This window comes from Fontibacillus phaseoli (assembly GCF_003337355.1).
Taxonomy (GTDB): Bacteria; Bacillota; Bacilli; order Paenibacillales; family Paenibacillaceae; genus Fontibacillus; species Fontibacillus phaseoli.
Genome location: NZ_QPJW01000002.1, coordinates 460,481 through 482,899, shown reverse-complemented (window position 1 = coordinate 482,899; position 22,419 = coordinate 460,481). Strand labels below are relative to the sequence as shown.

Below are 22,419 nucleotides of genomic sequence, written 5' to 3'. Positions count from 1 at the left end.
TTGAACTTGGCAGCATTAAACCGTCTTAGTCTGAAGCATCGCCTTTTTATTTCGATATTGCTGTTCGTACTCATTCCGGCTACACTCGTGCAAATTCATAATATTACCCGGTTGGAGACGATGATGAAGGACAACATCGCCCAGCAAAATATCGAGCAGTTGGATTCGTTGAAGAACAGTCTGGAGAGCCTTCGTCTCGGTGTACTTGGGGCCATGCTTCAACTGGAACGCGATCCCGAGGTGGTCCGAATGCTTCGTGTTCCGGGAGAAACGGATGCCGAGGAGCGCCGGCTTTTTGTGCAGAACAGGTTATTAAGCGTGAAACAGGGACTTATGAATGCGGTCATACCTGTAACAATTACGTTAGCCGATCAATCGGGGCATGTTTATGTATCCTTGGAGGATGGGGCCGAAGCGATCCCGGAAGCGGTGGAAATGAATGCGGACGGGAATCTGCGGGGAACAGACCCACTTTTTGAAGGAACTGCCTTCAAACGGCTGCTTGCGTCGGAAGAACCTTACTTCTGGGCGATACATATACCCGAAGACAGGTATGAACATATTTTTCCGCCCTCGGAGCTCTTTTCGCTGTACGGAAAACTGCAAACTCCGCAGGGGGAAACCTTCGGCTATATCCGCATCAGTTTGGATATCAAGTCCTGGATGAACTCCATCACGGGCGGATTTTTAATCAAGCAGAATTATTATTTGCTGGACGGAGAAGGCAAGCCGATCCTATTGGAAACGGATGAAAAGGAAGCGGAGCATATGCAAACGATGCTTCCCGCATTCAAAAAGAATCCTAGCCGATATTTCACGGATCATCAGGATCAATATATGTATAACGGAGTTTATATGCCAAATATGAAATGGTATATGCTGAACCGTTTTCCCTTGGAAGCGCTGTCGGGGAATGTCTGGTCCATGAAACGGCAGGTTATCTTTTCATTCCTGTTAACGGTTGCCGTCTTTATGTTGGTCACCTATGCGATTGTCTCGTCCATACTTCGTCCGCTTCGGAAGTTACAGCAAAAAATGACACAAATGGCGGATCAATATATGCATCTCCATCTTCAGGAGCACAAATATAAAGGGGAGACGCGGGAGTTGGCCAGGTCCTTCAACCAGATGACCGATGACATCCGCAAGCTGATCGCTACCTTACGGGCGGAGGAGCGCCAAAAGGAGGCTTTACGTTTTCAGATACTAATGTCGCAAATGAACCCTCACTTTTTACTGAATACTTTAAACACACTGAAATGGAATGCACGGAGCCAAGGGGATAAGGGAACCTTTGAGATTTGCCAGAATCTCGGCAAACTGCTGGAATGCGGCCTGAATACCGAGGTGGATCTGGTACATCTAAAGGAGGAAATCGGGCTTGTCCGGTCCTATCTCTATATTCAATCCTTCCGGTATGACCATACCTTTCAGTCGGAGATCGAGATGGAAGAGGGGGTAGACTATGCACTGATCCCCAAGCTTAGTCTGCAGCCGCTGGTGGAAAATTCGCTGCATCACGGTTTGATTCATATGCGCGAAGGCGGGCGTATCTCCATTCGAGTCACCAAGGATTCCCGCAAATTGAAGGTTGAGATTCTGGATAACGGGCAGGGGCCCGAGGCATCCGAGTCCTTGCGCTCCGCAGGAAGACGGAGGGGGATCGGGATTAGCAATCTCATGGAGCGTCTTGTTCTGTTGTACAAGGGAGAAGCCAGTTTGAATCTGGTCCCCGTAAACCCGGGAATGCTTGCGGTGCTTGAAATTCCGCTGCTCATATCCTCGCCCTATGACAAGGAGGGAATTCAAGATGTGGAATATCCTGCTCGTGGAAGATGAGCCCTTTGTGAGAAGAACGATACGAAATACGATTCCTTGGGAAGAACACGACTTCACGATAGTTGCCGAGGCCGCCCACGGTTTGGAGGCTTTGGAGCAAATGGAGGCGTTGTCGCCGGATATCGTCATCAGCGATGTGCTTATGCCCTACATGGATGGGATTGAGCTGCTCCGGGAGGCGAGAAAACGAGGGAATGAAGCGGCGTTTATCATGTTAACTTGTGCCGGTGAGTTCGAATATGCCCGCATGGCTTTGGAGTATGGGGCGTCCAGCTACATTTTGAAGTTATCTATGGATGACGACAAGCTGCTGGAAGCGTTAAACAAGGTGAAAAACCGACTCCAGCGTAGAAGTGAAGAGGTGGCGAGGCTGAAGTCGGACAGCCTGGAGGAACGCCTTCCCTATTTGTGGAAGCAGGCCTGCGGCAAGGAGCTTTCTAAGGCGGAAGCTTCAAAATTGGCTGAGCTGAGTCCGCACGAGATGGGGACCAGGCTAATGTTGCTGACTTGGCTGGAGCGGGAAAACGGGGTATCGTGCGAAGAGGCTAGGGAGCTGTTAACGGATGAAAGCCAAGATGCATATCGCCTGATGACATTCAGGGGGATGGGCGTCACAACCTGGTTTGTTTGGCACGGCGATGCTGCGGTTACCTCCGCTTTGACCAAGAAGCTGAATGGTAATCCGCACAAACTCACGGGCGTGTGCCGTACCGTTTACCTGAAGAATAAAGATGCGGAAGATGTTGCAAGGGAATGGGCCTGTCAGTTGCGGGAGCTTGACCGCTTCTTTTATAATGGGCGCATTCCGGCAATAAGTCATGAATATGAGATCGATCAGCAAGATGAATATCCAGCGGTTCCCTGGGAACTGGAACAGGAGATCATGCGCAGCTTTGCCAAGGCAGCCGTGAGCGACTGCGCGGAGAAGCTCACAGAATTGTGGGCTTTCATGGAAAACCATCGGCTGCCGATGATCCAAGTAAAGGAGACGGCCGAGCGGCTGGACAGACTGTTTGCGCGCATTAGCCGGAAGCCGGTTCTGCCGGAAGCGGAAGGTTTGCCTTATCACTCCCGTCATCAAGCCTTGCTGGAAACGCTTATGGACCGGATGTTCCGATATTCAAAAGGAAGAAGCAGACAAGCTTTGGAGGAGACGGATCATAAGGAAATTAACCGGGTGATCCGCTATGTGTTCGAGCATTTTGACGAAGATATCTCATTGCAAGCCATGGCCCAGAAAGTGAATATGGATGAGAACTATTTGAGTGGGCTATTTAAGAAAAAAACCGGACAAACGTTTATCGGCTATCTTCAGCAGGTCCGCGTTCAGGAGGCAAAGGGGTATTTGGAGGAGACGGACCTGACAATGGCCGAAATCGGCGAAAGATGCGGGTTTGCCAACCCCAGTTATTTTTTCAGAATTTTTAAGCGGTGGACGGGGCTGCGGCCGAGCGAATACCGCCTCACAACAAGGAAAGAGGAAGCCGGGCGATAAGGAGCCCGGTTTTCTGCTTATTTTTTCAAATCGGGTAAAGCCGGTAAGTAGTGTAATTCGTTCATCCAGCAAGACAGATTTGTTGATTATGGCCCAGAGAGGTGTCTGATATCATGCACTTTGTAAGCGCTTTATAATCAGTCTACGAATGGGAGGAACTTCTGATGCAGAGGAGCTTTGGGTTAAAGCGAATAAAAGTAATACTGGTGATCGTTTTGATTTTTACACTGTGTTCGGGCGGCATGTCGGGGCCGTTACAGGTCAGTGCCGCGGGCCGGGAAGATACGGCCAAAGCCGCATATGTCTGGGGACAGGTGCCGATTGGCGGAGGAGGCTATGTCACCGGAATCATGATTCATCCGAAGGAGCCGGATCTGGTGTATATCCGTTCGGATGTGGGCGGGATTTTTCGCTGGAATGAAGAAAATCAGAGCTGGAAACAACTGATTGGCGACGCGGACCGTCAACATGCCAATTTATATGGCGGGGAAAGCATTGCTCTGGATCCGTCCGATCCCAATATCATTTATGCCGCATTGGGAAGGTACGACTACTTAAAGCCCAGCGATATTTACAAATCAACGGACCGGGGCGAAAACTGGTCTCCGACCGGGCTGACTATCGGGGGCAAAGAGGTCAGGATGTCGTCGAACGGACAAAATCGCGCGGCGGGTGAAAGGTTGGCCGTGGATCCGAATAACGGGAATATTGTATATTTTGGTTCTCGTTATGACGGTTTGTTCCGAAGTACGAAGGCCGCCGAGCAGGGAAGCTGGATTCAGGTTGCATCTTTTCCGTCTCTGAACAATCAGCCCCTTGGCATCAGTTTTGTCCAATTTGATCCGTCGTCGGGAAGCAAAGAAACGGGAAGCGCAGTCATTTATGCGGGTGCGTACAACTCCGGCGTCTATGTAAGCCATGATGCCGGGGCGACTTGGACGCTGCTGCCCGGTGGTCCGCAAAAGCCGAACCGAGCCGCGGTCTCGAAAGAGGGAACTTTGTATGTGGCTCACGGCCAGGGGCTGGCAAAATATGAGGGAGGAGTCTGGGCCGATATTACGCCTTCCGGAGACTTAGGCCAGCCATTCGGTTCCATCGCGGTGGACCCGGCGGATTCGAAGACCCTGATGACGGCTCGCCGGCAAGATGCCCACGGCAATCCAATCTACCGCTCGACCGACGGCGGGGCAACTTGGGCGAAGCTGCAGACCAGCAGAAATGTATTGGTCCCTTGGATGCCTTCCTGGCATTGGTCATCCGCCACGTCCGCGCTGGCTTATGATCCGTTTCATCCGGGCAGAGTTTGGTTGACGGACTGGTATTATGCGTGGAGAACGGATGACGTGACCGCTGCTCCATCCAAGTGGAGCAATCACGCGAAAGGGCTGGAGACGGTAGTCAATGTGGCGAATCTCGTGAGTCCTCCGCATGGAAACAAGATCCTGCACAGCGGCATTGCGGATAATGGAGGCTTCGATCATCATTCGCTGGAGAGTTTTCCGGTATCCACTTATTTTACGTCGACCGGCGGAATCAAGGAGTTGACGACAACCGGGATCGACGTCTCCGCATCCCGGTCCGATTTTGTCGTCCGTGTCGGCACTTATGGATGGAACGGCGACGGCAGGAGCGACCCCGGCGGCGGCGGGTATTCAAACGATGGGGGAGACAGTTATACGGCTTTTGGCTCACTCCCCTTCAAGGGGGTTCAGGGCGGGAAAACAGCGGTTTCGGCCACTTACTCCAATAACGTGGTATGGATGCCGCAGAAAGGCTCCGTTTACTATACGATGGACCTTGGTGATTCATGGATGAAGAGCGCCGGGCTACCGGATCATTTGATTACCGGGGACCATATTTTTGCCAGTTATTATCAGCCGCTGGCCTCCGACAAGGTGAAGGACGGAATGTTTTATGCTTACGATTACAAAGCCGGGAAGTTCTTCCGCAGCAATAATGGGGGACGATCCTTTGATGCCGTCTCCGGGCTGCCTTCACAACAAATGCCCTGGCATCATGTTCAGGCAGCTCCGGGGATCATGGGAGAGGTCTGGGTAAGCCTGAACGACAAAGGATTGTATCGGTCAAGCAACGGCGGTAGCCAATTTGAACGGGTGAAAAATGTGGAGCACGCGTTCCTCTTCAGTTTCGGAAAAGAGGCTCCCGGAATGCTGAATCCGGCGGTGTTTGTATTCGGCAAAGTCACGGGCTTTCCTGGCGAAGCCATCTATCGTTCCGATGATATGGGGGTAACTTGGGTAAAGGCGAGTGTTTCCGATCCGTTCCCCGGAAATGAGCCGAATAGCATGGCCGGGGATATGCAGGTTCACGGCCGGGTGTATGTCGGTACGAACGGGTCGGGAATTCTATACGGCGAGCCGAGCAGGCCGCTTTCTCCCGCGAAATACAACGACAATAAAGCCCCCAAGCCACCGAAAAAGTTGAAAATAACAGCGACGGGCACTTCGTTTATTGATTTAAGCTGGGACCATGCCGCCGATTCGGATTCAGGCATGCGGGGTTATCGGATTTCGAATACCGCCGGGGAGATGCTGGCCGAAACTTATGGAACCTCATACAGCTTTTCCGGCCTGCATCCTGGGGAAAAATATACGTTCTTGATACAAGCTGTCGATCTGGCCGGTAATTTATCACGGGCGACCAAGATCTCCGCAAAGACCGAATCGGCGGATGTTACGCCTCCGCAGACGCCGGAGGAGTTCCAGGCGGAGGCTTTATCCTACGCCAAAATTCAACTGAGCTGGAAACCGAATGCAGAGGGTGAAGCGGTAGGCTATCAATTATACCGCTCCACCGAGCCTGAGTTTATAGCCGGTCCTGCGACTCGGATCGCTTATCGGCTGCCAGGTGACAACTATTTGGATGCAAGCGGGCTAGAGCCTGGGACGGTTTATTATTATAAATTATCCGCTGTGGACGAGGTAGGAAATGAGTCGCCACCGTCACGAGAGATACGGGTTGAAACGCCGGTGGATCAACGTCTGGATATCATCGTGGACAATCGGGATCCTGGCTTTTCCGTCGAGGGGGGTTGGCAGAGCAGCACGTATTCGGCTTCCAGGTACGGGGAGGATTATATGCATGACGGGAGAGAGGCAGGAAAGCGGGCCAACTGGACTCCTAATCTTCCGCAGGCCGGGGAGTACAATGTCTACATGCTTTGGAACGCTTCCCCGAACCGGACCTCTAAAGCAGGTGTGGAGATCATCCATGATGAAGGAAGCAACTCTGAAGTTACCGTCAACCAGACGCAAAACGATAATCAGTGGGTTTGGCTGGGGAAATACCGGTTTGGGGAGGGAAGCGCCGGATCGGTAACCATTCGTACGGCAGGCGACGAAACGACGATTGCGGATGCCGTCAAATTTTCTCTCGCCGCGGATGATCCTTTTGGTGAAACCCACCCACGGTAAAAGCGATACAATATCGGATTTACCGCAAAAACAGAAATATGTGCACGACAGTGCTGAGAAATGGCAATCACAGTCCTGTTTCCTCTCCGTTATGATGGGAGTATATAACGGAGAGGAAGATGGTGAGAATGAAACAGCACGTTAATTTACAAGCACATTCACCCCAGCCTGCAAAGCCTGTTCCCAGAGGGCAGGTTCGAAGGATATCGGCGGAAATCTGGAAGATGAAAGCGCTGTATCTCATGTTATTGCCCTGTCTGATTTGGTATTTTATTTTCAAATATCTTCCAATGTATGGGGTCGTGATTTCATTTAAGGATTACAATTTCACGGAGGGGATTTTCGGCAGCTCCTGGGCGGATCCCTGGTACAAGCATTTCAAAATGTTCTTTGAATCCCCTTACTTCACACAGCTGCTCAGCAATACGCTGCTAATCAGTCTTTACAAGCTGTTGTTCGGGGTATTTCCTTCGATCATCCTGGCCATTGTGTTCTTCGAGTGCCGGGTGTCCTGGCTAAAACGTTGGGTTCAGACGTTAAGTTATATGCCGCATTTTCTGTCGTGGATCGTAATTTACGGCATCTCCATCGCCTTCTTGTCGGAAACTACGGGGCTCGTTAACCGGTGGATCACGGAAATGGGAGGGAGTGCCATTCCGTTTCTGAACGGGACGGAGTGGTTCCGCAGTATTCTGGTTTCGACGGAAATATGGAAGGATCTCGGTTGGGGAGCGATCATATATCTGGCTGCGATCAGCAGTATTGATCCTACATTGTTTGAAGCCGCCAAAGTCGATGGAGCCAGCCGGCTGAGAATGATATGGCATATTACGCTTCCAGGGATTCGTAACGTGATTGTTTTGCTGCTGATTCTTCGGATCGGGAGCATTTTGGACGCAGGGTTTGAACAGGTGTTTGTTTTTTATCATCCAAGGGTGTATGAGGTCGGCGATATTATCGATACTTGGGTGTATCGTACCGGCTTGGAGCAGATGAATTTTAGCCTCGGCGCAACGGTCGGACTGTTCAAGTCGGTGATCGGGTTCGCCCTCGTTCTTGGGGCTAACAAGCTAGCCAAAAGATGGGGGGGGAGCATATGGTAAGCAGTCGGTCGGATAAAATATTCAATGCCATCATCTATGCGGTTTTGGTGATCGTTGCCATTGCAGCCGTTTTTCCGCTGCTTTATGTAATCTCCATGTCGCTTACCCCTTACAGTGAGGTGGTTAAAAACGGAGGCTTTATCGTGCTGCCGCGAAAAATCTCCTTTGAGGCCTATGAACGGATCTTTGCGGACCCGGCGCTGGGGCGTTCGATGCTTGTGACAGTGATCGTTACCGTTTGCGGCACGCTGATCAACATGCTTTTTACCACGTTGGCGGCTTATCCGCTCAGTCGCCGAAATTTACCCGGGCGTACTTTTTTTCTGCTGTATATTGTCTTTACCATGCTGTTCAACGGCGGGTTAATTCCAAATTATCTGGTGGTCCAGTCGCTGGGCATGCTCAACACGCTGTGGGCATTGATCATCCCGGGTGCGATTGCTACGTTTAACGTACTTATTTTGAAAAGTTTCTTTGAGACCTTGCCTGAAGAGCTGTTCGAATCCGCCCGGATCGATGGAGCCAAGGAGTTCCGAATTTTATGGCAGGTGGCCATCCCGCTGTCGCTGCCTTCCATGATGACCGTTGGATTGTTCTATATGGTGGGGCATTGGAATTCCTTTTTTTCGGCGGTGCTGTACATCACGAATACGGATTTGAATCCGCTTCAGGTTGTTATCCGAAATATGCTGCTGCTTACGCAGTCCAGCGAACTGCAGGCGGAAATTACGGTGCCTACGGCCGCGATGCAGATGGCGGCGGTAATCGCAGGGAGCCTGCCGATTATAGCGGTGTATCCTTTCATCCAAAAACACTTTACCAAAGGGATGCTGCTGGGAGCGGTTAAAGGTTGATCCGGCGCGACAATGCGCCTTGAGAATGAGTTGGTTCATTTAAAATGGAGAGGGTGGAATGAACAATGACAAGAAATCGATTTTGGTCGTTATCTTTGGCTTTCGTTTTGGCCGCATCGCTGCTTAGCGCTTGCGGGGGAAAGGAGGAGGGGGCAAAGGGAAGCACCTCCGAAGGGGGAAATGCCTCCGGACCCGTCAAGCTCGAGGTATCCCAAATCAGTTGGGGGACGAATTTGCCTGCCGACGATTTCGTAAAAAAAGAGCTGGATGCCAAGCTGGGCATCGACCTGAAGCAGACCTTGGTGGGGGACCAGGCTGATTATGAAAGCAAGATCAATGTGCTCGCCGCCTCCAATAATTTGCCCGACTTGTTTATGGTTACCGGCAAGCCTCATTTGCAGAAACTGGCGGAATCGGGAAGTCTGCTCGATTTTACGCCGTACCTGGACAAAATGCCGGATTATACCAAGTTTGCCGGTAGCGATGTGATCAAGAAAGGGCTAGTCTCGGATAAACAGTATGCGCTCCCGAAAGCGGGGCAAGCGGTTTCCCACACCTATTGGGTTCGTAAGGATTGGCTCGACAATTTGAAGCTTCAGCCGCCAACGACAGTGGATGAATTGCTTATCGTAGCCAAGGCGTTCACGGAACAAGACCCTGACCAGAACGGAAAGAACGACACGTTTGGCATGACGGGCACCAATTTTCAAACCTTTGATCCCATTTTCGGGGCTTACGGCATCACGAATATTTACGAAGGGGCCAAGCTGTTTCTGGAAGACGGCAAAGTAACGAATACATTGTATCATCCTAAAATGAAAGAAGCCCTGGCTACCGTCAAGAAATTTGTGGATGCCGGTGTCGTCGATCCCGAAGTCGTGAGCAACAAAGGGACGATGGCAAAGGATAAGGCCTTCCAAGGGAAAGTAGGGATTATCAATCTGGAGTGGGCGCAGATTGTTAAGGATGATCAGGTGGCCGTATGGAAAGGGGCTAATCCGAAGGCCGAATGGATTCAGCTGAATCCGCCGAAAGGTCCGGACGGAACGCAAAATTCGAATTCTATCAACATCGGTGCTCCAGGCGGGTTATGGGCCATTCCGAAACGGTTGGAGAAGGAGCCGGAGAAGCTGAACAAAATTCTGGAGCTGATCAATTACCTGGCTACACCGGAAGGCGGACGCCTGGTGCAATTCGGTCTGCAGGATGTCCATTATACGCTGAATGGCGAGCAAATCGCCATCACGGACAAAGGGAAACAGGAAGCGGGCTTTACGTGGCTGTACCAATTTGCGGGACGTGAGGAAACGGAGTACTTAAAAACGAAGTTTGCCGGCCAAGCCGAATACATCGAATTTGAGGCAAATTTACCAAGAATTCAGACCCTGGACGGTTACGTCCAAAGCCCGCCTGGATACAACGCGGCGGATGCCAATCGTTTCGTTGAAGAGGAAATGATTAAATTTGTTTACGGCAAAAGCAGTTTGGATCAGTATGATCAATTTCTCAGTACCCTTGAAAGCACCTTTAATTACAAGAACTATATGGACTCCGCTTTGGAACAGCTAAACAAACTCGGTTATGGCAAATAGAGGAATGCATGTTCGTGAAAGGGATGTCAATCGTCTGTGAAAATGTCGTCATAACTGTGCTATGAAAATGTCACTTTTTTTGTTGAGCCTCCTGTCTACCAGGAGGCTTCTGCTTAGCTATTGTGCTGTGAATACATAGCATCTTGGAATGGAATGGAATTTCGTTTTGTGGTACTTTTGGTTAAGTTGGTGCCATAAGTGGTTTTCCACGGATGGTCTTGGGCGGGTTTGCGCGGCTGCGCAGAACTCGTCTTTTTTGTTGCCTCGGCCCTGCATTCAGGTTTCTCAGCCACTTGCAATAAGAATGCTTGGCCTTGATGCCAAAGCAGTACCTCGCCAATTAGTGTCTCACGTAATTCGACTGTCAACTTGGTATCAAATCCGAGTGGAACACTCGCTCCTTAGTTCGTCATATGTCCCCCGAGGGCTTTCTCCACCACAACTACCTTCTTCAGTTCTGCTCTTGTCAATGTCTCCTGTCCCATAGTGACATTATCTCAGGGCAGAACATCAAATTTTTATTGACTCGTAATAACCTGCGTGGTATCATAAAGCTTGTCGCTGCGGAAAACACTTTCCTGCAAGTCAGACACCAAGCGGTCGTGGCGGAATTGGCAGACGCGCACGGTTCAGGTCCGTGTGGGCTAACCCCCGTGGAGGTTCGAGTCCTCTCGACCGCACCAACTTAACAATGTACGAGCTCTTGAATTTCCTGTCGCGGAGATTCAGGAGCTTTTTGTATACTCGGAATTTGCAAGGTATTGCTCATCACTTGAGCCGAAGAAAGCTTTGAGCTGTATTCAAGGTGAACATAAATGTTGGCGGTCGTGGAATAATGGCTATGTCCTAACCATGCTTGAATTTCCTATAAGCTGACACCGTTAGCAAGTAGTAAGAGCTGCAGGTGGTTAGTCTACATCATAGCCTCGTACCCCAAAGCTCCCCCTCATCCGAGCGGGCTGCCCCCATTGCAGTGACGCTGGCTGGGCAGAAGTATCATAATCCCCTTCTCTGATTATGGCGATTCATCCCACCACAGGATGATTTCAGCCGGAGAGATGGTCGCTCAAGCCCCACTTTTGGGCTGTCATGGCGCTTCTGCTTCGTCGCTTCTGTTTTCACAGCAGAGAAAGGAACGTACTTGAAACAAGCTATATGATGTTTTTAAGGATCAAGGCTCAATCAAAGTAGCAATTACTATCTACCTGATCGTTTCCTGTAATATAAATGGGGGGTGGGATTGAAAAAGGCAACTGCTTTTTTAAGTTATCTAAAAACAAAAGTATAGAATCTTGTGAAAACAGGAACAGGCCATGTCGAGTTACATGGCTTGTCCATTATCTCGAAAGTAACAGCATCTAACGGAACAACATAAATAGAATCGCGCCTCAGCTCCTCATAATAATCTTTTTGAGCGTGTTGGAGACATGCCTTAACGTAACTGCTGAATGCTCTTTCAGTTGATTCGTTAGCACAGACCTCAAACATCATAGTTTTTATCTCCTCTCTGTAATTAAATGGGGACCAGAGTAGGAAAAGGCAACCTTCAATCAAAATAAAATTGAAAATTTAAACGTTTCCAAACTTTTTGTTGAAACGTTTCCAATCTAGTGATATTATAATAACATAAAAGAGCTTAGAGGTGTTAAATGGCAAGCATTAAAGATGTAGCTAACTTAGCCGGTGTTGCCGTAGGTACCGTTTCTAGAGTTATTAATAACTCTGGTGCCGTAAAACCTGTTACACGCAAGAAGGTAGAAAAAGCCATACAAGAACTGAATTATTTCCCTAATGAAGTGGCTCGAAATTTCAAGATGCAAAAATCCAAGATGGTAGCTTTATTGCTTCCAAGTATCTGGAATCCTTTATTTTCTGAATTGGCATACTACATTGAGGATGAACTAGACAAAGAAGGCTTCAAGCTTATGCTATGTAACAGCGGCGGGAAACCCGAAAAGGAACTGTATTATCTGGAGATGCTGCGGCAAAACAAAGTGGCTGGTATTGTTGGCATAACTTACAACGATATTGAGAATAATGTGAGTAACGATATCCCAATAGTAAGCATCGACAGACACTTTAATAAAAAGATTACCTGCGTGACTTCGGATAATTATGAGGGGGGGCGTTTAGCTTTAAGGGAGCTTGTGAAGGCGGGAGCCCGGAAGCCAGCTTTTATGGGGAGTGTCACTTCCGTTTTCAGTGAAACTATGAATCGAAGAAAAGGGTTTGTTCGTGAGGCACAAGCTCTGGGCGTTGAATACGTAGTTTACGAAGAGCCTGATCCCATTGTCGACGACAATGCCTATATTAACGAGTTTCTGAATAGGCATGGTGATGTGGATGGTGTTTTTGCTATCACCGACATGCTGGCTGCCAACTATATGGACAAAGCGAGAAGGCAGGGTATTCGTGTTCCGGAAGATGTGAAGGTTATCGGTTATGATGGAATACAGGATAATCCTTTTTTTCATCCTATCTTGTCAACGATCAGGCAGCCAGTGGAGGAGATGGCACGCATGACAATCAGACTGCTGCATAATAAGATCGAAGGTATACCTTTGGAAAAACAAGTGTACCATATTCCTGTTATTTTCAGGCAAGGTGAAACTACATGATCTCATTTAGATCAAAAAACATCAGCATGTGGTTGGGATTTACGAGCTGATGTTTTTCTTCACTAAAATTGGAAACGTTTCAAATTCAAAATGAGATGGTGGTAAGCTAAACCCCAATCATAAAAAGATTCTTAAGGTGGGATACGAAGGAGGCAGGCTAATGAGAACAGAACCTGAAGTTCTATGTTCTCGATCAGTTACTACAATTTGCTCGCGCTGATGAGAAGGTAAGAGCCGGCAGATTTGGGAAATGAACGCGGCTTATAGAGACACAGCTCCAGCCAGCTGGCCGACTCCTCAAGCTCAGAACGCACCTGTTGGCGAGTTGCTGAATGCAGATTTTGAAAAGGCGATTGTTTGGTTGAACGGTGGAAGGCCAATCCTTCGCGAATCAGAATATCGTGAAGGCATACTATTGGGGATGGGGCGGACATTTTGGCCAGGCTTGGGTTGCGAAGGAACCTGATCGTTATGATTTGTGGAGATTTACGCCCGAGCTCGGCGATTCCGAAACAGGATCCGTAAACTCTCTACCGTCGTACTACTTGGGGTACATCGGCATACAAAGGCGAGCGCCTATGCATTCAGGTTGTCGATCAAGGAACGGGCGGCTGGGAACATATCAATTTTGTGAGGTGAGTACTTTTGAGAGTAAAAGTGGAAGACTTGATCCGTGAGATTCCAGAGCTAGCGCGCGAATTTGTGGGATTTGAAAATCTTGGCGGCGGCCTGTGCAACGAAACGTATAAGGTACAAACCAAGCATAAAGCCTATGTCCTCCGCATCAATAGCAGGCAAAATGAATATTTAAATCTGACGCGCCGCTCTGAAATTGAAGTGATGAAGAAGGCGCAGCGCGAAGGATTCTCCCCTCAAGTAATTGCCGGTGATCATCCTGAACACTATGTGGTCACGGAGTTTATCGAAGGACGGATACTAGAAAAAGGTGACTTGGTAGACGAGAACATCAAAACCATGATTATGGACCACCTCAAAATTATCCATCGTATGGAAGGTCAGGGTCGAATATGTACACCTTACGACTTGATTCATGGCTACTTGAAGGGGGCGGATTCATTTCAAGTCAAGCGCCCGGATGGCTTAAACCGACTACTGAACCGCATAGAAAAAATCGCCCATCAACGGAGCAACGACAAAGCTTATAACAACAAGTTCTGCCACAATGACTCCTTCCTTGTCAACATGATCTATACGGGCGACCGGCTGCAGATCATCGATTGGGAGCTGTCGGGAATTGGAGACGTGTTCTTCGAATTGACGCTTATTCCATTTACCAACCAGTTCAGCGAAGCAGAAGAACGGGAGTGGTTGAGGCTGTACCTCGGGTATTTCGAAGAAGAGGCATTCCACATTTTTCAAGATATGAAATATGTATCGATGGTTCGCGAGGTGGCGTGGGGATTGTTTTATAGCGGCCTCACCAAGGATGACAAACATCATGATTTTGACTACTACAAATTTGCTGAATACTGCATAGAACAAATTAAGCAAGGAATTTATCAGTTATAGGATGTACATCGTAAAGGCAGGTGGTTATGAAATTGTTTAATTGGGTGGAAATAGCAGGAATGAGCAAGTTACTCCGGAATCGGTTTTTAATTGGGATTTTGTTATCCATGACTTTTTTACAGCTTGGAATTTGGGTTAGAAACTTTGCGGTTTTGTTGTTTGTTATGGAGAAGACGAGCGGCAGCGCATTAGCCGTATCCCTGATATCGGTTGCTGAATTTGCGCCAATATTTATCTTCTCCTTTATAGGAGGCGTATGGGCAGACCGATGGAAGCCAAAAAAAACGATGGTCTGGTGCGATATAGGCAGTGCGGTTTCGGTTGCGTTCGTTTTGGTGGCATTGCTGTTTGGTACATGGAAGGCTGTTTTTTTGGCAACGCTAGTATCATCAATTTTGTCGCAATTCTCTCAGCCATCAAGTATGAAATTGTTTAAGAGGCAGGTACCGGAGGAACAGCTTCAGACTGGTATGTCTATGTTTCAGTCAGTGATTGCTGTCTTTACGTTGCTCGGACCCATACTGGGTACGTTGTGCTACTATCAATTCGGCATTTCGATCTCTATCGGTTTGGTTTCGGTTTGTTTCTTTCTATCTGCTGCGGTCTTATCATTTCTGCCTGCAGACACTAAGCTCGTCAAGAAGGAACATTCAAATGACATGAGAATTGAAATGGTTCAAGGTCTGAAGTATATCAGGGAGAAACGAATTTTGCTATTGTTGGGAACATGCTTTTGTTTTACCGGTCTTGGTGTCGGGTTTATCCAGCCCTTGGGCATTTTTCTCATTACAGATAGACTCGGATTGCCAAAGGAAGATTTGCAGTGGCTGCTCTCTTTGAATGGTATGGGGATGATTCTCGGCGGAGCCTTGACGGTAATGCTGAGCAATGTCATGCAGGCCCGCTCCCTGCTTGCTATCGGTTTGGCTGTCAATGCACTGTGTATGGCGGTCTCCGGTTTATCGACGTTTATGTGGCTTACGTTTTTGGCTCAATTTTTCATCGGCATGGTTACGCCAGGCTTTCAGGTTGCGGTTCAGACTTTGATTTTGAAAAATACGGAGCAATCCTATGTCGGTCGTGTGAATGGCATCCTGTCACCTCTCTTTATGGGCTCGATGCTGATAACGATGAGCATGTCGGGTTGGCTGAAGGATCAGTTGTCTGTTACGGTTATGTATCTGTTAGCCGGTGCATTTTTTGGCTTTGGACTTCTTATTATTGCGCCTTTGTTCCGAAAGGAACCGTTGGCTGAGATCAAAAGTGTGAACACTCTTTAGGATAACCTCTGGAAAATATCAGGTGAGGGGAATTTTCAAATGGAAAATAAACAAGGATTGATAAGCCATTGGTCTTTTGACGAAGCCAGTGGGAAGGAAGCATTTGATCAGGTTACCGGAATTAAGGACAAGATTGAATATGTGTTTAATGAGGCGAGATATAACAATTCGCATGATCCCCAAAGGAGAAGAGGGATTATCGGAAATGCATTAATGTTTGATGGGTATTCCAATTGGATCGCTCGTCCGGCAGAGAAAACCGTTATGCCGGAAGATGCACTTACAATTGAAGCATGGGTAGCGCCCCGTACTTATGAAAGAGGCATGGAAGCAAGGCTCTCGCCCATTTTAAATCAGCATGACCGTGAGAAGAAGGAAGGTTTTGTATTTGGCATACTACGCCACGGCCAATGGTCCTTGCAAGTTGGAATAAATAACGAATGGGTTGAGATTTGGGCGGATGGACAGCCCCTTTCCGTTAATCAGTGGTCCTATATTGTTGCAACTTTTGACAGTAGGAATGCCATAATGAAACTCTATCTGAACGGTGAAGAGGTAGCAGCCAAATCAATCGTTACAAGCGCAGCGATTACGCGATGTAACCAGGATTTATTGATCGCCAAGAACAATAAGGGCGTTATACTGGGCGATACACCATATGAACTTAATATGTACAGTGGTCTGATCGATGAATTAAAAATGTACAATAGAGCTCTTTCTCCGGAAGAAGTGAGACAGGCTTATTGGGAATATGTAACTCCTTACGGAGGTTCGATTCCGACGATTCCATACGATGATATCAAACTGGACCGCCGCTTGCTTGCAAACGACATACATCGTCCACAATACCATATCAGTCCACCGCAGCATTGGATGAACGAGCCGCACGCGCCAATCTATTTTAACGGGCAATATCATTTGTTCTATCAGCATGATCCGCATGGACCGTATTTGCATACGATCCATTGGGGTCATTGGGTTAGCAATGACTTAGCGCATTGGCGGGACCTGCCATGGGCGCTTGCACCAGAGGAAAACGGTCTGGACCCAGATGGCGTTTGGTCCGGTAGTTCCGCTTATGACGAGAACGGCGTTCCAGCATTGTTCTATACCGCCGGCGATGATAGTGCTACTCCGAACCAAAGGGTAGGGCTGGCACGAAGTACCTTTCTGAAAGACGGTGATAACGATCTGGTCCGATGGGAGAAACATCCCGTTCCTGTCATCGTCCAAGAGAAAGGACAAGGCTTCTATGGCGATTTCCGCGATCCTTTTGTTTGGAAGGACTCGGATACCTGGTACCTTCTGATCGGTTCAGGGACCGATGGTCAAGGGGGAACGGTACTCGCTTATACGTCAAAAAACATGATCGAATGGAAGTATAAGGGTCCCTTTTATATAAGCGATTGCAAAAGATACCCTCAACTAGGTAATATGTGGGAATTGCCCGTATTTCTTCCGCTCGGTCAGGACCAAGCTGGAACTGAAAAACATATTTTGCTCATTAGCCCTCTTGGCCCTGAAGCCGACGTTGAAGTCTTTTACTGGATTGGTACTTACGACAAGGTGGCCATGCGATTTACTCCAGATCAGGAAGAACCACAGTTGATTGATCTGGGCGATTTCCATTTCACAGGTCCTAGCGGTATGGTTGATCCGAAGACGGGACGTAAGCTCATATTCACTATTTCCCAAGGGGTTAGAACGTCAGAAATTAATTATTATTCCGGATATGCCCATAATGCGGGAATTCCCCTTAGCATATTCCTTCGCGAAGAAGGGCGGCTTGGAATAAGGCCCATAGAAGAAATGGAATTACTTCGTGGTGAGAGTCTCATATCGTTCGAGGATAAACCCCTAGACGAAGCTAATGAATTGTTGAAAGAAGTCAAAGGCGATATGTTGGAAATCCGGGTTGAGTTGGAGGCTGCAACGTGCACACAATTGGGAATAAAATTCCGCCGCTCTCCCGGTGGCGAAGAAGAAACGTTGCTCTATTATGACAGGAAGGAATCGGTTTTGATCGTGGACAGGAACAAATCAACACTGGACGAACTGGCAGATTGGGATCGAGGTGTTCAAGGCGGAAGGATGGAGTTAGACGGCGAGAATTTGATGTTGCAAATTTATCTGGACCGTTCTATGGTAGAGGCGTATGCCAACGAACTTAAGAGCTTGACGACTCGCGTTTACCCGAGCCGTCCGGATGCTCTTGGCATACAAATCTGGGGCGATGGCACCCTAACGGTAAAATCGATGGAGGTCTGGGAAATGAAACCTGCGTTTGAGAGCTAGACTCTTGATAGTGGAGTATTGTGCGATTAAAATACTCTCTTTCATGAGAGAAGCTTATTCTAGGGGAAATTGGTCAAGTAGGCTGAAGATTGCATATTAATTCATGGCGGTACAGGGGAAAATTACCTTGCACGGTAAGGACGGGCTGCTCGTAGACTGTGACTGGGAAGGGGAATACCCCGTACTGGACAAAAGTCAAATCGTTCAGGCCTGTCTGAGCATCTTGCAAGATCCGGTCCTGTCCGGAGGACAGAGGCAACGCTTGGCTATCGCACGGGTCATCCTTAAGAGGCCGGATATTCTTATTCTAGATGAGTCGGCTTCGGCGCTTGATCGGGCAACGGAAGATCAAATGCTCGGCGAGCTGCACGGGATGATGGCAGGTAAAACGACACTGATTTCAACACACCGAATTGAGACGATTCAGTCAGCTGACATTATTTACGTGCTTGACAGTCACAATAATATTTGACAAAAGCTTCTAGTGAAAATATATTATATAGTAAGTAATCGTTTACTTCAATGATACATTGGGAATAACAATGAAGTATCGAATAATGAGGTAATGAGTGCTTAATGTGAAATGAAACAGGTGTAACTTAGATGACTGAAAAAAAGAATGTTAGTATTAAAGATGTGGCTTTAAGGGCTAATGTATCTACAGCCACTGTTTCCCATGTCATTAACGGGACGCGGTTTGTATCCAACGAGACGAAACAGAAGGTTCATCTTGCAATGAATGAACTAAACTTTCGAATCAACTCGGTAGCCCGCTCACTGCGCAGCCGTAAGTCGTATATTATTGCGTTTCTTGCACCGATCCTTGCTTCAGAGGCTTCTAACTTTTACTTTATGTCGGTAGCAGCCGGAGTTCAAAGCGTACTGAAAGAAAGAGGCTATCATTTGATTTTGAGTGACTCTAGTGACAACTTTGAAATGGAAAATAAAGAAATTGGGATGTTTGATTCACAAATGATAGATGGACTGATTATGGCTCCGGCTAGCAGGGATTACGATTACGAGCGTTTGTTCGGGGATTATTCGGTGGTATATATTGACAGAGTACCTAAACATTGTGAACGAGATTCCGTCCTCATTGACAACAAAACAGCGACTAAGGAAGCAGTACAAAAAATTATAGACAAAGGTCACCGGAAAATTGCTCTTTTATCAGGCCCTCTTTCGGTTACAACAACGAATGAACGTTATGAGGGGTATTCTGAAACGCTGATGAGCGCTGGCCTTAAAATGGATGACTCGTTAATTCGTTTTGAAGATGTGAGCTTTGAGAGCGGATACAACAGCATGGGGGATTTGCTGGCATTGAATCCAACAGCTATTTTTGTGACGGATAATGTCATGGCAATGGGCGCAATGACATATCTGCAAGAAAATTCGATTCGAATACCGGACCAGTTAGCCGTTGTGGGCTTTGATGATTTTCAGTGGACTCGGGTCACTCATCCGCCGTTAACCGTCATCCAACAGCCATCATTTCAACTTGGCGTAAAAACTGCTGAAGTAATTTTGCAGAGAATTGAGGACGGAACTTTAGGAAAAGCAGAATATCGCTTAGATGCCAATTTGATAGTCAGACAATCGCTCTGACTATTTTTTTCTTGAAAAAGTAAACGATTACGCAAACGTTTTAATTTGATGCCTTCTAGTAGTACAACTGCTACTTATGATGGAAAATAGTTTTTTAGCAATTTGTAAGCGCTTTTATGATATGTGTGGTTGCTGCAGACCAATCTGAGAGGTGGCGTGGCCTACTGATAATTTTTGAATTAAAGCTTCATTAATAAAACCAAAAATATGATGATCTTTAGTTGGTTTTTTGTCTGTTCCTGATTCCTATTATGGTCAGTGCTGCAAGCGAAAATCTTAATGTTAGCAATGTTTTTCCAGGGGAAACATCTTACAGTCAGACCTTTACTCCTAGCCGTGCCGATTTCCAAGCCATACTCACTGTGAACTCTTTGTCAGGACTCTCGGGTGGCAGTAATCTTCAAGCAACAATTCAAAGATATAATCCATCTACCGGCCTGTTTGAGGACCGGGGAAATGTCTATCACAGCTATTGGGAGTTACACTTTCTATTCCACAGATAATGGGACGCTTCACCGCCTAAAAATAACCGACCAGTAGCTCATGGGTTAGTTTCTATGCAACGATAAATTACTAGAGGTTATATAAATAAAACGGACAGGATGCATTTTCTGTCCGTTTTCCATTGTATGAACCGAATATTGAGCAATTGAAAGAAGAACTTCAAGATAAAGAAAAAATATTGACAACGCTCTCAAAAACAAATAAAATCAATCTATAAAAACGATTACGCAAACGATTACCTGTTGTTAATATCAAGGTTTTGACAAGTGAATTTATATTAATAATCAGCTCGTGTGTTTTATATACTCGGGGCAAGTGTCAGCCTTTAATTAGGGGCAGGGGAGCAACAAAATTAGATAAAAAGCTCATGTTTATTATGTAATCGTTTACTTTGGATATGGGGGGAAATACATGCTTGGGAAAATGAAAAAGAATTATGAATTGTATTTATTGATTTTGATCCCAGTAGCCTATTTTACGATTTTTAAATATTGGCCTATGTATGGGGTGCAAATCGCATTTAAAGACTTTGTAGCTTCCAAAGGGGTTTGGGGCAGTGAGTGGGTAGGGCTGGAACACTTTCAACGCTTTTTTGAATCATACAATTTCAAACAAATCGTTGGAAATACTCTTTTACTAAGCTTGCTCAATTTAGCTATAGCTTTTCCCTTTCCCATTATTGTAGCGATTATGCTGAATCAATTGAGACAGCAGAAGATGAAAAAGTTCATTCAAACTACGATTTACGCGCCGTATTTCATTTCAACCGTCGTATTGGTCGGCATGCTGTTCATCTTTCTGTCCCCCACTAGCGGCTTGATTAATCATATTGTAACCGCCTTCGGCGGCGAACCGATTATGTTTATGGGAGAGGAGAAGTGGTTCAGGCCTCTGTACATTTTCTCATCCGTATGGCAGGAGACCGGATTTGCGTCAGTTATATATCTGGCCGCCCTGGCAGGGATCGACCCCCATTTGCATGAAGCGGCGGTTATGGATGGTGCATCCAAGTGGCATCGAATTCGACATATTGATTTACCGGGTATTGCTCCTACTATTATTGTTCTGTTCATTATGGCTGTTGGCAATTTAATGAACGTGGGGTTTGAAAAGGCCTTTCTTATGCAGACTGATTTAAATGTCGCTACATCTGAGATTATTCCGACTTACGTATACAAAGTAGGGATTCAGCGAGCTGAATACAGCTTCTCGGCAGCGATCGGACTGTTTAATTCAGTGATAAACCTGATACTACTGGTCATTGTGAATAAAACAACCAAGAGAATTAGCGGCAAGGGCTTGTTTTAGGGGCGAAGAAAGTCTGTTAGAAGAAGGAGAGAAACCATGTTAAAGAGAAGAACGAAATCGGATCTAGGATTTGATGTAATCAATTATTTGTTTCTAGGCTGCTTCACTTTATTGATTCTGTATCCCTTATATTTTATAGTGATCGCTTCTATAAGTGATCCGAACAAGATTTATTCCGGTGAGGTATGGCTGCTGCCGCAAAGTATAACTTTTGATGGATATAAAAGGATTTTTAGCGATGCTTCAATATGGAACGGATATAAGAATTCCATTCTCTACGCAGCATTGAATGGATTGGTAAGTACAGTACTTGTCATTATGGCGGCTTATCCATTATCAAGGAAAGACTTTTATGGAAGAAACGTAATAATGACCTTTTTCATCATTACGATGTTCTTTAATGGTGGCATTATTCCTACTTACCTCGTTGTAAAAGACCTGCATCTGATGAACTCGATGTGGGCGGTGATTCTCCCGGGTGCAATGGATGCTTTCCTGATTATCATCGCAAAGACCTTCTTCGAGGAGTTGCCTGATGAGCTTAGAGAGGCAGCCGCCATTGATGGGGCGAGGAATCTCAGATATTTATGGAGCATTGTTATTCCTTTATCAAAACCGATTATTGCAGTTCTTGTTCTCTTCGCTGTCGTTCGCCAATGGAATGGATTCTTCGATGCTCTCATTTACTTGAGCGATGGCGATAAGTTTCCATTGCAACTAGTTCTTCGCAACATTTTGATCCAAAGCCAACCGTCCGGGAATATGCTTATGGATATTGATAATATGCTGGCCAAACAGCGTGTGACGGAATTAATCAAGTTCGGAGTCATCATCGTTTCTGCGGTTCCACTCTTAGTTTTATACCCGTTCTTGCAAAGATATTTTGTCAAAGGAGTAATGGTGGGTTCGGTGAAGGGGTGAGAGATAGCTTGTTAAATAACCGTTAAGGAGGTGTTTTT

14 protein-coding genes, 1 tRNA gene and 1 pseudogene are annotated in these 22,419 nt (G+C 47.0%); 15 read left to right on the top strand and 1 reads right to left on the bottom strand.

What is annotated here, in order from left to right; all coding sequences use genetic code 11:
- The 6 genes from DFP94_RS09525 to DFP94_RS09500 all read left to right on the top strand — a co-directional run bounded on the left by DFP94_RS09525 (window position 1) and on the right by DFP94_RS09500 (window position 10,317).
- A complete protein-coding gene (locus DFP94_RS09525) occupies window positions 1-1,839 on the top strand; it encodes a sensor histidine kinase (protein WP_114496231.1) in 1,839 nt (612 codons plus the stop codon).
- Complete coding sequence (locus DFP94_RS09520; protein ID WP_181873082.1) at window positions 1,811-3,334, top strand: response regulator transcription factor; 1,524 nt, start codon at window positions 1,811-1,813, stop codon at window positions 3,332-3,334. The genes DFP94_RS09525 and DFP94_RS09520 overlap by 29 nt, the downstream gene beginning before the upstream one ends.
- A gap of 164 nt (window positions 3,335-3,498) precedes the next feature.
- Window positions 3,499-6,768, top strand: a complete 3,270-nt coding sequence (locus DFP94_RS09515) for a golvesin C-terminal-like domain-containing protein (protein WP_114496229.1) — start codon at window positions 3,499-3,501, stop codon at window positions 6,766-6,768.
- Window positions 6,769-6,896: 128 nt separating this feature from the next.
- Window positions 6,897-7,871 carry an ABC transporter permease gene (locus DFP94_RS09510; protein WP_114496228.1) on the top strand — a complete coding sequence of 325 codons (975 nt, stop codon included), beginning with the start codon at window positions 6,897-6,899 and terminating at the stop codon, window positions 7,869-7,871.
- Window positions 7,865-8,725, top strand: a complete 861-nt coding sequence (locus DFP94_RS09505) for a carbohydrate ABC transporter permease (RefSeq protein WP_114496227.1) — start codon at window positions 7,865-7,867, stop codon at window positions 8,723-8,725. Before DFP94_RS09510 ends, DFP94_RS09505 begins: the two co-directional genes overlap by 7 nt.
- 65 nt (window positions 8,726-8,790) lie before the next feature.
- Window positions 8,791-10,317, top strand: a complete 1,527-nt coding sequence (locus DFP94_RS09500) for a type 2 periplasmic-binding domain-containing protein (RefSeq protein ID WP_114496226.1) — start codon at window positions 8,791-8,793, stop codon at window positions 10,315-10,317.
- A 113-nt stretch (window positions 10,318-10,430) separates the two neighbouring features.
- Here the strand turns inward: DFP94_RS09500 and DFP94_RS26505 are convergent.
- Window positions 10,431-10,706, bottom strand: a pseudogene (locus DFP94_RS26505) (ISNCY family transposase); the annotation flags it as partial.
- Between the two features lie 207 nt (window positions 10,707-10,913).
- Here DFP94_RS26505 and DFP94_RS09495 point away from each other — a divergent pair.
- The 9 genes from DFP94_RS09495 (at window position 10,914) to DFP94_RS09445 (ending at window position 22,381) form a co-directional block, all read left to right on the top strand.
- A tRNA-Leu gene (locus tag DFP94_RS09495) sits at window positions 10,914-11,000 on the top strand.
- 966 nt (window positions 11,001-11,966) lie between these two features.
- On the top strand, window positions 11,967-12,935 hold the full coding sequence (locus tag DFP94_RS09480) for a LacI family DNA-binding transcriptional regulator (RefSeq protein WP_114496225.1): 969 nt from the start codon (window positions 11,967-11,969) through the stop codon (window positions 12,933-12,935).
- Window positions 12,936-13,580: 645 nt separating this feature from the next.
- Window positions 13,581-14,465 (top strand): phosphotransferase, encoded by an 885-nt coding sequence (locus DFP94_RS09475; RefSeq protein WP_114496224.1) that lies wholly within the window; start codon window positions 13,581-13,583, stop codon window positions 14,463-14,465.
- A 59-nt stretch (window positions 14,466-14,524) separates the two neighbouring features.
- Complete coding sequence (locus tag DFP94_RS09470; protein ID WP_245954692.1) at window positions 14,525-15,745, top strand: MFS transporter; 1,221 nt, start codon at window positions 14,525-14,527, stop codon at window positions 15,743-15,745.
- Between the two features lie 39 nt (window positions 15,746-15,784).
- Entirely contained in the window at window positions 15,785-18,040 is a 2,256-nt protein-coding gene (locus DFP94_RS09465) for a GH32 C-terminal domain-containing protein (RefSeq protein ID WP_114496222.1), read from the top strand.
- A 127-nt stretch (window positions 18,041-18,167) separates the two neighbouring features.
- Window positions 18,168-18,512: an ATP-binding cassette domain-containing protein gene (locus DFP94_RS09460; RefSeq protein ID WP_220270903.1), complete on the top strand. Its 345-nt coding sequence runs from the start codon at window positions 18,168-18,170 to the stop codon at window positions 18,510-18,512.
- A 131-nt stretch (window positions 18,513-18,643) separates the two neighbouring features.
- A complete protein-coding gene (locus DFP94_RS09455) occupies window positions 18,644-19,648 on the top strand; it encodes a LacI family DNA-binding transcriptional regulator (RefSeq protein ID WP_114496220.1) in 1,005 nt (334 codons plus the stop codon).
- A 915-nt stretch (window positions 19,649-20,563) separates the two neighbouring features.
- On the top strand, window positions 20,564-21,460 hold the full coding sequence (locus DFP94_RS09450; protein WP_114496219.1) for an ABC transporter permease: 897 nt from the start codon (window positions 20,564-20,566) through the stop codon (window positions 21,458-21,460).
- 36 nt (window positions 21,461-21,496) lie between these two features.
- Window positions 21,497-22,381, top strand: coding sequence for a carbohydrate ABC transporter permease (locus DFP94_RS09445; protein ID WP_114496218.1), 885 nt, complete (start codon window positions 21,497-21,499; stop codon window positions 22,379-22,381).
- Window positions 22,382-22,419: the final 38 nt, after the last annotated feature.

Bases quoted from the DNA above. Each gene is read 5' to 3' on its own strand.
- DFP94_RS09520 (WP_181873082.1), top strand. From the start codon at position 1,811: ATGTGGAATATCCTGCTCGTGGAAGATGAGCCCTTTGTGAGAAGAACG.
- DFP94_RS09510 (WP_114496228.1), top strand. From the start codon at position 6,897: ATGAAACAGCACGTTAATTTACAAGCACATTCACCCCAGCCTGCAAAG.
- DFP94_RS09480 (WP_114496225.1), top strand. From the start codon at position 11,967: ATGGCAAGCATTAAAGATGTAGCTAACTTAGCCGGTGTTGCCGTAGGT.
- DFP94_RS09465 (WP_114496222.1), top strand. From the start codon at position 15,785: ATGGAAAATAAACAAGGATTGATAAGCCATTGGTCTTTTGACGAAGCC.
- DFP94_RS09455 (WP_114496220.1), top strand. From the start codon at position 18,644: ATGACTGAAAAAAAGAATGTTAGTATTAAAGATGTGGCTTTAAGGGCT.
- DFP94_RS09470 (WP_245954692.1), top strand. From the start codon at position 14,525: ATGAGCAAGTTACTCCGGAATCGGTTTTTAATTGGGATTTTGTTATCC.
- DFP94_RS09445 (WP_114496218.1), top strand. From the start codon at position 21,497: ATGTTAAAGAGAAGAACGAAATCGGATCTAGGATTTGATGTAATCAAT.
- DFP94_RS09515 (WP_114496229.1), top strand. From the start codon at position 3,499: ATGCAGAGGAGCTTTGGGTTAAAGCGAATAAAAGTAATACTGGTGATC.
- DFP94_RS09505 (WP_114496227.1), top strand. From the start codon at position 7,865: ATGGTAAGCAGTCGGTCGGATAAAATATTCAATGCCATCATCTATGCG.
- DFP94_RS09500 (WP_114496226.1), top strand. From the start codon at position 8,791: ATGACAAGAAATCGATTTTGGTCGTTATCTTTGGCTTTCGTTTTGGCC.
- DFP94_RS09450 (WP_114496219.1), top strand. From the start codon at position 20,564: ATGCTTGGGAAAATGAAAAAGAATTATGAATTGTATTTATTGATTTTG.